The 13118-nt window shown below is 54.2% G+C and carries 14 protein-coding genes; 6 read left to right on the top strand and 8 right to left on the bottom strand.

From position 1 onward, the window contains the following. Both acuI and acuR read right to left on the bottom strand, forming a co-directional pair. Positions 1–990, bottom strand: coding sequence for an acrylyl-CoA reductase (NADPH) (gene acuI, locus BS640_RS03135; RefSeq protein ID WP_017490783.1), 990 nt, complete (start codon positions 988–990; stop codon positions 1–3). Further along, complete coding sequence (gene acuR, locus BS640_RS03130; RefSeq protein ID WP_084911865.1) at positions 983–1654, bottom strand: acrylate utilization transcriptional regulator AcuR; 672 nt, start codon at positions 1652–1654, stop codon at positions 983–985. The genes acuI and acuR overlap by 8 nt, the downstream gene beginning before the upstream one ends. A 91-nt stretch (positions 1655–1745) precedes the next feature. On the opposite strand from acuR, the gene BS640_RS03125 reads away from it, so the two are divergent. Beyond that, positions 1746–2165, top strand: coding sequence for a secondary thiamine-phosphate synthase enzyme YjbQ (locus tag BS640_RS03125; protein WP_017490781.1), 420 nt, complete (start codon positions 1746–1748; stop codon positions 2163–2165). 102 nt (positions 2166–2267) lie between these two features. Continuing rightward, complete coding sequence (locus BS640_RS03120; protein ID WP_017490780.1) at positions 2268–2621, top strand: MmcQ/YjbR family DNA-binding protein; 354 nt, start codon at positions 2268–2270, stop codon at positions 2619–2621. Positions 2622–2634: 13 nt separating this feature from the next. Here the strand turns inward: BS640_RS03120 and BS640_RS03115 are convergent, their stop codons facing one another. After that, on the bottom strand, positions 2635–3540 hold the full coding sequence (locus tag BS640_RS03115) for a pyridoxamine 5'-phosphate oxidase family protein (RefSeq protein WP_192504333.1): 906 nt from the start codon (positions 3538–3540) through the stop codon (positions 2635–2637). A gap of 9 nt (positions 3541–3549) precedes the next feature. After that, entirely contained in the window at positions 3550–4176 is a 627-nt protein-coding gene (locus BS640_RS03110; RefSeq protein WP_084911861.1) for a glutathione S-transferase, read from the bottom strand. Positions 4177–4284: 108 nt separating this feature from the next. Between BS640_RS03110 and BS640_RS03105 the strand changes: the two genes are divergently transcribed. Then, positions 4285–5190: a LysR family transcriptional regulator gene (locus BS640_RS03105; RefSeq protein ID WP_017490777.1), complete on the top strand. Its 906-nt coding sequence runs from the start codon at positions 4285–4287 to the stop codon at positions 5188–5190. 89 nt (positions 5191–5279) lie between these two features. Here the strand turns inward: BS640_RS03105 and uvrA are convergent, their stop codons facing one another. Next, the gene (gene uvrA / locus BS640_RS03100; protein WP_017490776.1) at positions 5280–8135 is read right to left on the bottom strand and encodes an excinuclease ABC subunit UvrA; all 2856 of its coding nucleotides are present in this window, start codon (positions 8133–8135) and stop codon (positions 5280–5282) included. Positions 8136–8454: 319 nt separating this feature from the next. Here uvrA and ssb1 point away from each other — a divergent pair, with 319 nt between their 5' ends. Both ssb1 and zapE read left to right on the top strand, forming a co-directional pair. Next, positions 8455–8994, top strand: a complete 540-nt coding sequence (gene ssb1, locus BS640_RS03095; RefSeq protein WP_017490775.1) for a single-stranded DNA-binding protein SSB1 — start codon at positions 8455–8457, stop codon at positions 8992–8994. Positions 8995–9174: 180 nt separating this feature from the next. Beyond that, the gene (gene zapE / locus BS640_RS03090) at positions 9175–10239 is read left to right on the top strand and encodes a cell division protein ZapE (RefSeq protein ID WP_017490774.1); all 1065 of its coding nucleotides are present in this window, start codon (positions 9175–9177) and stop codon (positions 10237–10239) included. On the opposite strand, the gene lpxO is transcribed toward zapE, so the two are convergent. Continuing rightward, complete coding sequence (gene lpxO, locus BS640_RS03085; protein ID WP_084911858.1) at positions 10236–11138, bottom strand: lipid A hydroxylase LpxO; 903 nt, start codon at positions 11136–11138, stop codon at positions 10236–10238. The genes zapE and lpxO overlap by 4 nt on opposite strands. Positions 11139–11398: 260 nt before the next feature. After that, positions 11399–11677 carry a YdgH/BhsA/McbA family protein gene (locus BS640_RS03080; protein WP_017490772.1) on the bottom strand — a complete coding sequence of 93 codons (279 nt, stop codon included), beginning with the start codon at positions 11675–11677 and terminating at the stop codon, positions 11399–11401. A gap of 190 nt (positions 11678–11867) precedes the next feature. Here BS640_RS03080 and BS640_RS03075 point away from each other — a divergent pair, with 190 nt between their 5' ends. Next, positions 11868–12614, top strand: a complete 747-nt coding sequence (locus BS640_RS03075) for a sulfite exporter TauE/SafE family protein (RefSeq protein WP_084911856.1) — start codon at positions 11868–11870, stop codon at positions 12612–12614. A gap of 10 nt (positions 12615–12624) precedes the next feature. Here BS640_RS03075 and BS640_RS03070 read toward each other — a convergent pair whose 3' ends face one another. Next, positions 12625–13116 carry a hypothetical protein gene (locus tag BS640_RS03070; protein ID WP_017490770.1) on the bottom strand — a complete coding sequence of 164 codons (492 nt, stop codon included), beginning with the start codon at positions 13114–13116 and terminating at the stop codon, positions 12625–12627. Between the last annotated feature and the right edge of the window lie 2 nt (positions 13117–13118).

Genomic DNA, 13118 nt, shown 5'->3' with positions numbered 1-13118 from the left:
TTAGGCCTCTTTGACCCGCACCACCACGCGTCCGCGAATCTCGCCTTTCATCAGCTTTTCGGCAGCAGCGAGAGTCTCTTCAAGCGTTATCTCCTGACTCACGGTCTCAAGCAGGGTCGAGTCAACCAGTTCGGCCAGTCGCGACCATGCCATCCTGCGTTCTTCTGCCGGGCGGGTGACGCTGTTGATACCCGCCAGCGTCACGTTGCGCAGAATAAACGGCGCGACGCTGGCCGGGAAATCCAGCCCCTGTGCCATGCCGCAGGCCGCGACGGTGCCATTTTCTTTGATGCTGGCGCAGACATTGGCCAGCGTGTGGCTGCCCACGGAATCAATGGCGGCAGCCCAACGTTCTTTTTGCAGCGGCTTGCCTGGCTCACTCAGCGTGTGGCGATCGATGATTTCGCTGGCGCCCAGTTTTTCGGTCAGGTAGGCGGCCTCATCGGGGCGTCCGGTCGAGGCCGTGACCTGATAGCCTAGCCGCGAGAGCAGCGCGATGGCAAAGCTGCCGACGCCGCCGTTGGCTCCGGTAACCAGCACCGGTCCTTGCTCGGGCGTAAGGCCATTTTTCTCAAGCGCGATGATGGCCAGCATGGCGGTATAACCCGCGGTGCCGATAATCATGCTGTCTTTTAGGCTGAGTGCCGCAGGAACCGGCGTCAGGTATTGGGCGTCGATACTGACTTTTTGCGCCAGCCCACCCCAGGCTTTTTCGCCGAATCCCCAGCCGTTGAGCAACACTCGGTCACCCGTCGAAAACTGCGGGTTGCGGCTTCTCGCTACCACACCCGAGAAGTCGATACCGGGCACCATCGGGAAGCTGCGTACAATCGGGCCACTGCCGGTAATCGCCAGCCCATCCTTGTAGTTCAGCGTGGAATAGTGCACATCAACCAGCACCTCGCCCTCGGGCAGGCTGCTGTCATCCAGCGCTTTCAGCGTGGCCTGATAGCGATCGTCATTTTTCTCAATCAGAATGGCTTTAAACATTGTCGGCTCCAGAAGGAAAGGTATCGGCAGGCGGCTTGGGCAGCCCGGCAAGGAAATAGCGGATAAAGTTATGCAACGGCATCGCATTGCCGTTGAGCTTGGCGCGCATTACCGCGCCCTCCCAACCGGCCCAGAAATAGGCGGCCAGCGTGTCGCAGTCGGCCTCAGTCGAGAGCTCGCCGCGTTGTTGCGCCTGGGCCAGACACTGACTCACGCGCCGTTCCCAACTTTGCAGGATAGTTATCAGCTGTTCACGGTAGTTCACTGGAAGATTGGCGATTTCCTGCCCCAGATTTCCTACCAGGCAGCCGCGCGTGAAGGCGTATTTCGCCATGCCCTCTGCGGCGTGATTGACGAACGCCTGAAGGCGTTGCAGCGGAGTGAGGCTTTCGTCAAGCAGGCTTTTGTCCAGCCGATGAGCAAAAAACTGCGCGTAGTTTTCGATAATTGCCTGACCGAAGGACTCTTTACTGTCGAAATAGTAGTAGAAAGAGCCTTTAGGAACGCCGACCTGACGGAGGATGCCGTCGATGCCGGCGGCGGCAAAGCCTTGTTCTGTGAGGACAGCGGTACCGCTGCGGATCAGCGTTTCGCGGGTGTCTGCGTTTTCACGTCCGGCCTTTGGCGGACGACCACGGCGTGGTTTTAAGGTGTCAGTCGTCATTAAACAAATATAGACCGAGCGTCTTGTTAAATCAAAAGCCGCTTAAATGAAGTTATACTTTTAATGACTTTAATCAAAAAAAGGGGGGATTATGTGGTTTCAAAAAGAGCTTAGTCTTAAGCAGCGGCCGCGCGGCTTTCATTTGGTCACCGAGGAAATCCTGCGGCAGGTTCCTGAAATCAGACAGCTTTCCGTTGGGATTTGCCACGTCTTTATTCAGCATACCTCGGCGGGATTAACCATTAATGAAAACGCCGATCCGACCGTGCGGCAGGATTTCGAAGGCTATTTCAATCGTGCGGTGAAAGAGGACGAGCCTTGGTATCAGCACGATTACGAAGGCAGTGACGACATGCCTGCGCATCTCAAGAGCAGTATTTTAGGGTGCAGCCTGAGTATTCCTGTCACTAATGGCAGGCTGAATCTTGGCACCTGGCAGGGCATCTATCTTTGCGAGCATCGCAATCACGGCGGTTCAAGAAGGCTGGTCATTACCCTGAATGGTCATTAATTCTGAATGGCTTTTAAAACTGTTAACTTGATTGCAGTTGGTTGTTTTTTGCCCAGATATACTTCTTCCTCTATGCTCACTCCCTGTGGAAGGATTATCAATATGAATAATGATCAACTGCTCGATTATTGTCTTTCAAAGCCCGGCGCTCATCAAAGTAACGAAAATCTTTGGCAGGCCAATCAGATAAAAGTGGCGGGTGTGATGTTTGCCATGCTGCGTGATAAAGAAGGACATCCAGCCATTTCGTTAAAAACTAGTCATCAAACCGCCGCCAGTCTGCGCCATCAACATCCCGAAATTTTGCCAAGCGATTGCCTCAACAAAGCACACTGGAACTGCGTCCTGCTGGACGGAAATTTGCCGGATTCCCAATTTTATAATCTGATCGACAGCTCCTATCAGCTGGTTCTCGAAGGCCTCCCCGAGGAAAAACGGCAGGAAATAGGCGATTGACGTTAACCTTGGGTTACGCCCAAACGCCGGTGCTTAACGTCGCCGGTGAGTATTCAATGTCGGTTCCCCGCCAGGGCAGCAGCGCCGGAAAGCGCCACGCCGTGGAAATATGCAGGCACCAATAGCGCTCGGCACCTTGCAGTCCGTGCTGAGCATTGTCCTGCCAGCTTATCTCGGTATTGCCCTGAAGATGTAATACGTCGCCACTGTTAAAATCCAGAAACAGCAGTGCGGCTCGAGGTTCTGCCAGCATATTCCCCAGCGTGTTCATATAGCGATTGCCGCTAAAATCCGGCACCCATAGCGTATCGCCCACCAATTTTACGAAGCCGGGGTTCCCGCCGCGATGGGACATATCTGCACCGCCGTTTGCCACATCACTGTGTGCGTGAGTGGCAACGAAAAAGGTGTCGGCGCTGTGGATAAGCTCTCGGGCCGCGGCGTCCAGCAAGCTCAGGCGCACAATCGGCCCGGCGTGGCGCTCGACCGGAGAAATCTGCCTGCGCTGAATGTATTTCGGGCAATTGCCGAAGCTCTGTTGCACCGCAATCTCTAACCGATTCTTGTCCATCCGGCTTATGACGCCATTCACCCGATTTCTTCGCCGGTTGGTGAAATCCAGCCCCAGCGCACCTAGAACCTGTCCGCAGGCGATTGACGAGAGTGCGGGGCAGTCCTCGCGGCGCGGTGCATTAATGCGCAGATGCGAATTATCCACCGAGCTGATAAACCCAGGCGGACCATTGAGCACGGTTGCGACCGGCCACCCGCGCTCGTCCAGAGTGGCGATATAAAACGACCGCAATCCGGCAAAAAAATCGCGGTGCTGCTGTGGCATGGTGGGATAAATACCGGCCGCGCCAACATTAAATCCGGCCAGCATTTGTGCCCGTTTTTCATCAGCATGGAAGATATCCATCATGGCACCTTAGGCTTTTGCCGGTTCGGGTAAGGGCAGTGGAGGCGTAGAGAAGAAGCCCGGTAACTGCTCGATGCGCTTCAGCCATTGTTTGATGGAAGGATAGGCTTCTAGCGAAATACCGCCCTCCGGCGCGAGCGCGATATAGCTGTAACAGGCCAGATCGGCAATCGTAGGCGCTTGCTCTGAGGCAAGGAACTGACGCGGTGACAGATGTTGCTCAAGCTGCGGCAAGAATTTTTCCGCCACCTTAAGCGCGGACTGATAATCCTCTTTGGTGCCAAACTGGGCGATAAGCCGCGCCGACGCCGGACCATAGCGCACCTCACCGGCAGCCTTGCACAGCCACTGTTGGGTGTGCGCCGCGCCAAGTGCGTCCTGCGGCAGCCAGTGGCTGTCAGGCGCGTAAGTTTTCGCTAAATAAATCAGGATAGCGTTACTGTCGCTAATCACCGTCTCGCCGTCCACCAGGACCGGGATCTGTCCCCATGGATTCATGGCCTGAAACGCTTCGCTGGCGCGCACGTCGGCACCCGCTTCTATAGAGTCATGCGGCAGGTTCAACATTTTTAGCAGTAGCGCAACGCGGTGTGTGTGGCCTGAGAGCGGGGTGCCATAAAGCGTTATTCTGTTCATTGATTTCTCCGGTGTTGATTCAGATTTGCTGTAGCCAGATTACTCTTGCAATCGATGAATGAAATCCGGTTATATTGAAATTGATAATTTCGAAAAGTGGAACAATCAATGGATCGTCTCGACGAGCTGGCTATTTTTCTCGAGGTGTTGCAGCACGGTAGCCTGGCGGCGGCGGCAAGAAAGCTGCGTCGTTCGGCTCCCGCGGTTACGCGCGCGATTGCCTCGCTGGAACAGCGATTCGGCGCACGGCTGGTGGAGCGCACGACGCGACGTCTGGCACCGACGGAGGCAGGTTTACGGCTTGCCGAGCGCGCGGCGGTGGTCTTGAGCGCCTATAATGATGCGGTGCAGGATACCGTATCGGCGCAGCTTAAAGGGTTGCTGCGTATCACCGCGCCGGTGCTGTTCGGACGCCGCCATGTCGCGCCGCTGGTCATGGAGTTTCAGGCGCTGCATCCCGAGATCCAGATCGAGCTGATCCTCAACGATCGTAACCTCGAGATGATTGACCAGGGGATCGACGTCGCCGTTCGCATTGGCAACCTGGCTGATTCGTCCAAGGTCGCGAGGCGTCTCGGGGAAGTCAGCGTGGTGGTGGTCGCCAGCCCTGAATACCTGGAGTACCAAACGCCGGTCTGCCATCCGGCTGATTTGGCGGCGCATCAAATCATTCTCAGCAGCAATGATGCCTTTAATGAATGGCGCTTTGGGCCGCACGAAGAGGGACCCCGTGTCAGGCTTTCGCCGCATTTGCTGTTCAATGACGTTGAAACCCGAAGGCTGGCGGTGATAGCCGGAAAGGGAATTGCCAGACTCCTGTCGTATCAGGTCGCCGATGAGCTGGCTAACGGCACGCTGGTGCGACTGCTGCCGGAATTTGAACCGCTGCCGCTGCCGGTTCAACTGGTGGTGCAGAATATCCAGCGTATGCCGATAAAAGTCAGAGCTTTTTGGGACTTTTCGCGAGAAAAATTGAGCCAACTGCCACAGATTCATTCCTCAAGGAGTGAATGACCCGGCGGTAGACACGTCAAACTCTCTTCATGAGATCATAAAAAAAGCGAGCCTAAAGGCTCGCTTTTTCATTGACGTCAACCTATCGATCAGGCTGATTTTTTGGCTTTGTGCGTATGACGCTCAAGCAGCGGTTTCAGGAAACGGGCGGTGTGCGATTCTTTGCACTCCGCGACCGTTTCTGGTGTGCCGGAGACCAGAATCTGTCCGCCGCCGTGGCCACCTTCAGGGCCGAGATCGACAATCCAGTCTGCGGTTTTAATCACATCAAGATTGTGCTCAATCACCACGATGGTGTTGCCCTGATCGCGTAGCTGATGCAGCACCTCGAGCAGTTGCTGGATATCGGCGAAATGCAGACCGGTAGTCGGTTCGTCGAGAATATACAGCGTCTGGCCGGTTCCGCGTTTAGACAGCTCACGCGCCAGTTTGACCCTCTGCGCTTCACCGCCGGACAGCGTGGTTGCCGACTGACCCAGACGGATGTACGAAAGACCCACGTCCATCAGCGTTTGCAGCTTGCGCGCCAGCGCCGGAACGGCATCGAAGAAATCACGCGCTTCTTCGATGGTCATGTCCAGCGTCTCGTGAATACTCTTGCCTTTGTACTTAATCTCAAGCGTTTCACGGTTATAGCGTTTTCCTTTGCACTGATCGCAAGGCACGTAGATGTCCGGCAGGAAGTGCATCTCGACCTTAATCACGCCATCGCCCTGACAGGCTTCGCAGCGCCCACCCTTGACGTTAAAGCTGAACCGCCCCGGCGTGTAGCCGCGCGAACGCGACTCGGGAACACCGGCGAACAGCTCGCGCACCGGAGTAAAGATGCCGGTGTAGGTCGCAGGGTTAGAACGCGGCGTGCGACCGATAGGGCTTTGGTCGATATCGATAACCTTATCGAAATGCTCAAGTCCCTGAATGTCGCGATAAGGCGCGGCTTCGGCGATGGTTGCGCCGTTTAACTGACGCTGCGCCAGTGGGAACAGCGTGTCGTTAATCAACGTCGATTTACCCGAACCGGACACACCGGTAATGCAGGTAAACAGGCCAACCGGCAGCGTTAGGGTGACGTCTTTCAGGTTGTTGCCCGTTGCGCCAATCAGTTTCAGCACCTTCGCCGCATCAGCGGGAACGCGCTGTTCTGGCACGGAGATTTCACGTTTGCCGCTGAGGTATTGCCCGGTCAGGGAGTCCTCTTTAGCCATAATATCTTCTGCGGTACCTTCTGCCACTACCTGACCGCCGTGCACGCCCGCACCGGGACCGATATCGATGATATGGTCGGCGGCGCGGATGGCGTCTTCGTCGTGTTCGACCACGATAACCGTGTTACCGAGGTCGCGCAGGTGAATCAGCGTCTCGAGCAGGCGCTCGTTATCACGCTGATGCAGGCCGATGGAAGGTTCGTCCAGCACGTACATGACCCCGACCAGACCGGCACCAATCTGACTCGCCAGACGGATACGCTGCGCCTCACCGCCAGATAGCGTTTCCGCTGAACGTGACAGAGAGAGGTAGTTGAGTCCGACGTTGACCAGAAACTTCAGGCGATCGCCGATTTCCTTGAGGATCTTCTCGGCAATCTGCTTACGCTGACCGCTGAGATTCATGCTCAGGAAGAACTCCATTGCGTGACCGATGCTGAAGTCGGAGATTTCAGGCAGCGTAGTCTCTTCAACGAACACGTTACGTGCTTCTTCGCGCAGGCGCGTGCCCTTACAGGACGCACAGGGGCGATTGCTGATGTATTTCGCCAGCTCTTCACGCACCGCGCTGGACTCCGTCTCTTTATAGCGACGTTCCATATTGTGCAGCACGCCTTCAAACGGATGGCGGCGGACCGAGGTATCCCCACGGTCATTAATATATTTGAATTCGATGGTCTGCTTGCCTGAGCCGTGCATGATGGCGTGAACCACGTCCTCGCTCAGCGCGTTAAAGGAAGATTCCACGTCAAATTTGTAGTGCTCGCCGAGTGAGCGCAGCATCTGGAAATAGTAAAAGTTACGACGGTCCCAGCCGCGAATCGCACCACCGGCCAGTGAAAGCTCGGGGTTCTGAATAACGCGTTCCGGATCGAAGAACTGCTGTACCCCCAGCCCGTCACAGGTTGGACAGGCACCCGCCGGGTTGTTGAACGAGAACATCCGCGGTTCAAGCTCACGCATGCTGTATCCACAGACCGGGCAGGCAAAGTTGGCCGAGAACAGCATTTCATCGGCGTTAGGGTCGTCCATGTCGGCAACCACGGCGGTACCGCCGGAGAGTTCCAGTGCCGTTTCAAAGGATTCGGCCAGACGCTGGGCGAGATCGTCGCGCACTTTAAAGCGATCGACCACCACCTCGATGCTGTGTTTTTTCTGGAGCTCAAGCTTGGGTGGATCGGAAAGATCGCAAACTTCACCGTCGATACGGGCGCGGATATAACCCTGCGCCGCCAGGTTTTCCAGCGTCTTGGTGTGTTCCCCTTTGCGATCTTTGACGATCGGCGCGAGCAGCATCAGACGCTGACCTTCCGGCTGTGCCAGCACGTTATCGACCATCTGGCTCACGGTCTGTGCCGCTAGCGGAACCCCGTGATCGGGACAGCGCGGCTCACCGACGCGGGCAAACAGCAGACGAAGGTAGTCGTGGATCTCGGTAATGGTACCGACCGTAGAACGCGGGTTGTGCGAAGTTGATTTTTGCTCGATTGAAATCGCCGGTGACAACCCTTCAATGTGGTCGACGTCCGGTTTTTCCATCAGAGACAAAAATTGGCGTGCATAGGCTGAAAGCGACTCGACATAGCGACGCTGACCTTCGGCATACAGGGTGTCAAAAGCCAGTGAGGACTTGCCAGATCCGGATAATCCGGTGACAACGATCAGTTTGTCGCGCGGAATAATCAGGTTGATATTCTTGAGATTATGGGTGCGTGCGCCCCGAACTTCTATCTTATCCATTCATCATTCCCGGAATAACTTGAAAGCTCACCGTGCCGGTGACTGTCCGTGATGCGCGTGAGGATGTGCATACCCGTTCTGCGATTGATTCGGGTATATCCGCCCCAGTCACTGCATCTGAATCAGAAAATTGGGCACAGAAAGTACGAAACGAACAAGTATGACACAAAAAAACCTGAATGGATATCCAGTGCCTGGCTGCAAAATTGTTGGCTCTGTAAACATTTCTGGAATCGGTATTGTAGGTGTTATCTGGAATCCGCCCATGCTAAAATTCATGGTTTATACTGTATAAAATTAACTCATCAGGAGAGTCGACATGGCCAGCAGAGGCGTAAACAAAGTGATTCTGGTTGGGAATCTGGGTCAGGATCCCGAAGTCCGCTATATGCCTAACGGCGGTGCTGTTGCCAATATCACCCTGGCAACTTCTGAAAGCTGGCGCGACAAGGCGACCGGCGAGCAGAAAGAGAAAACTGAATGGCACCGCGTTGTGTTGTTCGGCAAACTCGCAGAAGTCGCGGGCGAATACCTGCGTAAAGGCTCTCAGGTTTATATTGAAGGCGCACTGCAAACCCGTAAGTGGACCGATCAGGCCGGTGTTGAAAAATACACCACCGAAATCGTGGTAAACGTTGGTGGCACCATGCAGATGCTGGGTGGTCGTGCTGGCGGCGGTGCTCCAGCAGGCGGCGGTCAGGCTTCAGGCGGCCAGCAGGGCGGATGGGGTCAACCTCAGCAGCCACAGGGCGGCAACCAGTTCAGCGGCGGTCAGCAGTCTCGTCCTGCGGCACAGAACAATGCGCCTGCGCAAAGCAACGAACCCCCAATGGATTTCGACGACGATATCCCGTTCTAAGAATTATTCTTCCACGAACGCACGTTCTGAAAGTAGCCGCGACGGATACCCTGAGTCTGGCAAACATCAAGAACACTGACCCCGCCTAGGCGGGGTTTTTTTTGCGTCGGCGTTGCATCATCTCCTTTTTCGCGCGGATAATGGCCGTAAAAGGGACTTTCCACCCAGCGGGAATAAAATATGAAACAGGCGGTCAGAGGTTTTGATTTTCGTCGCATTATGGACGATAAAGCCCAACTGAATCAGTTCGTTCTGGATGAGCAACAGCGTCAGGTAATTCAAAGCCTGCATGCGTTGGGTAAGACGCTCAACGCCCCCAAAAAAGCCGCAAAAGGGATTTTTGGTCTCGGCGGCAAGAAAACCGGCGGCGTTTATATCTGGGGGAAAGTGGGGCGCGGCAAGAGTTTCATCGTCGACAGCTTTTTTGCTGCCGCACCCGTTAGCAGCAAGATGCGTGTGCACTTCCATGATTTTTTGCGAGACCTGCATCGGCAAATGAATGCCCCTCAGGCCGCTGATAATACGCTGGAAACCGCCCTTGGTACGCTGCTCGGTGACTGCCGCTTGCTGTGCTTCGATGAGCTACACCTTCACGACGTTGGCGATGCGATGCTAGTAAAAGGGCTGCTTGCCTGGGTCATCAGCAGTGGCACTGTCCTCGTGGCGACCTCGAACTATCCGCCAGAGCAGCTTCTCTCGCATCCGCTTTATCACGCGCGTTTCGTGCCTTCGATAAAACTCATCGAAAAGCATCTCGAGGTGGTGGCGCTCGGGGGAACTCAGGACTATCGCCAACTGGGCAGCAATGATCTCACGCCGTTCTGTGAAGGGGTTTTTCTGTGTCCTGGTAATGACCTTCAGCGCCGCGAATGTGGGCTTCCGCAGCCGGGCATCGGGAGGCAATCCTTAAATATGGGGTCGCGTACTCTCGAGCTACTCTCTGCGCCGGGCGACTTTCTGCATTTTTCCTTTGAGGCGCTGTGCGTTGCGCCCACCGCAGTGATGGATTATCTGGCGCTTTGCGATCGCTGTGATTGCTGGATAATAGAAGGGGTGCCGAAGCTCGCCGGCCAGTCGGGTGCTACGCAGCAACGCTTTATCAACGTTATTGACGTGCTTTACGAGCGGCAATGTCGATTGTATTTATTCAGTGAATACGGGCTGGATGAGATGACCCGGGACGTTGAACAAGAGGATATTCAACGAACCCGCAGCCGCCTCAGCCAGCTTAAAAATTACGTTTAGATAGAGAAGAAGATAGCGGCGGCGATGCCAGCAAAGACAATCCATTTAATGATGTAATAGCCGGTGCGATTCCACGCCTTGAGGCGCTTACCGACCTTACGAATCGAATAAATGTGCTTGAAGACTTTGTTTACGCCGCCGGTGCGATCGTTCTCGTCGTTTGGCGCGGTCGCCGCGCTCATCAGGTTCTTGCCCAGCCAGTGATTGATGCTCTGTGCCCAGCGATAACGCATTGGTCGCTCAATATCACAAAACAGAATCAACCGATTTTCACCGCTCTGGTTTTCGGCATAGTGCAGATACGTTTCATCAAACATCACACCTTCGCCGTCACGCCAACTGTAGCGCTCGCCATCAACCTCGATAAAGCAGCGATCGTCATTGGGGGTAATAAGTCCCAGATGATAACGCAACGATCCCGCGTACGGGTCACGGTGCCGGGGTAAACGACTGCCGTGAGGAAGTTCGGCGAACATAGCCGCTTTCACCGAAGGCAGACTGCGCAGGAGTGCCGTCGTATGCGGGCATAAATCCATCGCGGAAGGATGGCTGTCGTCATACCATTTCAGATAAAAACGTTTCCAACCGGTTTTAAAGAACGAGTTAAATCCGGCGTCGTTAAACTTATCGGACGCTTTAATCTGCTGAATTTCCATCAGCCGTTGGCCTTCATCACGAATGGCCTCCCAGTTTTCTCTCAACACTCTGAGTTCCGGGAATTGTTCGGGCTGCAAATAGGGGGTCGTCGGGGCACGGGAGAACAGGTACATAAAGACGTTCATCGGTGCGGTAAAAGTAGAATGATCGGAAAGCTGTCGCCAGAAGTTATAGCGAACCTTTCCACGGTAGTGCACATAGATAACGCATAAAATGAATAAAATAAGAATGATGTATTTCATTATTGAATCACTTCAAATTTAGGCCAATGTTCTGTGTAACCCTCGGATACACAACCCCCGATATTCCCCTCTGGCTGAAAAAATGGCGCCTGCCAATCCGGAATCTTTTTTAACTCACTTCCCTTAACACAATTGAATCATCAACAAAATAAGAGCAAAGCCCTTACAAAGAGTAGACAAAAAAGGCGAATTCATAGGATAAAAAAAAACCACCTGCCGAAAGGGGCCAGGTGGTCTCGACTGCGGGTGTCAAAATATTATTATTTGAAGACTTCCGCATTCGCTTCGAAGTTAGGTCCATGCTCTCTGGCCGCGATGATGACGTAGTATTTACCGCCTTTTTTATCGGCTTCGTCAGAAAGTTTTTTATGCAAATCAGAGGGGGATGAGACTTCCCCAGAAGTTGCACCTACGCTAATTTTGCCCACATAGTGATATTTAAAGTGATGAGCTTCATCTTTAGAGATCAGCTCAGCAGCAGACGCGGTTAAAGAAAACAGCGAAAGAGCGACAGCAGCAGTGACGAGAATTTTTTTCATTTATTCACCCTTTTAAATATGATTAAACACATTTGCACAAATGTGTATATTGAATGTAATCAAAGATGACGTTTTATCCATCCAACGGGGGAACCTGACGGCCTTTTAGTTAGAACTGTGTTCCAGATCTCATTTTTGTATGTTTTTTGAACGCGATTGCATCAACATCCGCTAAGGAAAGGCGCAAAAAATGCTCGAAACACTCACGTTAACGCATTATCTGGTACTGGGTGTCACGCTGCTGGTGGCCTACGTTATTTTTGGGATTGCGGGTTTCGGGTCAGCCTTGGTCGCTAGCCCGGTGATGGCGCTCTATATCCCGCTGGCGGACATTGTTCCCTTGCTGGCGCTGCTCGACCTTTGTGCCGCAGTGGTCAATGTCAGCCGTGACGGACGCAATGCGCAGTGGCCCGAGTTAAAACGGCTGATTCCGCTGATGGTCATGGGCAGTCTGATTGGGGCGGCGATTTTGCTCAGGGCGCGGCCCGATATCCTTCTGCTGGCGTTGGGCCTATTTGTGGTGTTCTACGCCCTGTATTCGCTTAGCGGACTCAAGCCGCAGCGCACCTTTTCACCGAAGGCGGCGGTGCCTTTTGGGTTGGTCGGCGGCGTATTTAGTGCACTTTTTGGCAGCGGCGGATTTATTTACGCCATTTATCTCGGCGGCCGTATTGAGAAAAAAGACGCATTTCGTATCACACAAACCACGCTTATTGGCTTGAGCACGTTAACGCGGGTCGTTATTTTTGCGCTGGCGGGAGTTTATCTTGATGCCAACCTGTGGCTGTTGGCGCTGATTCTCCTGCCGGGTATGCTGCTGGGGATAACACTCGGCCGCCATCTCACGCTCAGAATGTCGCGTGAGCAGTTTCTCAAGCTTATCAACCTTATCCTGCTCGCCTCGGGCAGCATGCTTATCTTGCGCTATTTAAGCTGAGAGAGCCGGACTATGGCTGGCTATTGAGCATCTCGAATCGTGCCCCTTTGACGACGATTTCATCGAACTGCAGATGATGCATAAACTCTCTCAATATAAGCAGCGTTGCGGCGAAATCGTTACCTTCAGGAATGCCTTCAAAGTGCGCGGGGCGGCCATTGATCACCAGCGCGAGGCGGTCGAAGGTCCGCTCGACGGCGTCCAGTGAGAGCGACATCTGCTCGTTTTCTGCGACGCCAGCGAGGCGAGCGATCGCGCGAATATCGTTATCTTGGCTATGAAGACTCGCCCCCGGCGTGATGTCGTGGCGCAGGCCTGTCACCTCGTCTTCAACGACCATGATGGCGTTTTCCATCTCGGCGGGCGTCGGGGGCTGGTGTCTGAAATAGCCTAACGAGGTGAGCTGTGAGCCCAGCGTTAACCGATGCGTCTTGCCGTCGATCGTGACCTGTGTTTCTTCACTGCCAATATGCAAAAGAACCGCTGAAGGAGACTGCGTCATAC

It is taken from the genome of Rouxiella badensis (assembly GCF_002093665.1).
In the GTDB taxonomy this organism is placed as follows: Bacteria; Pseudomonadota; Gammaproteobacteria; order Enterobacterales; family Enterobacteriaceae; genus Rouxiella; species Rouxiella badensis.
This window is presented reverse-complemented; position numbering and strand designations above follow the sequence as displayed.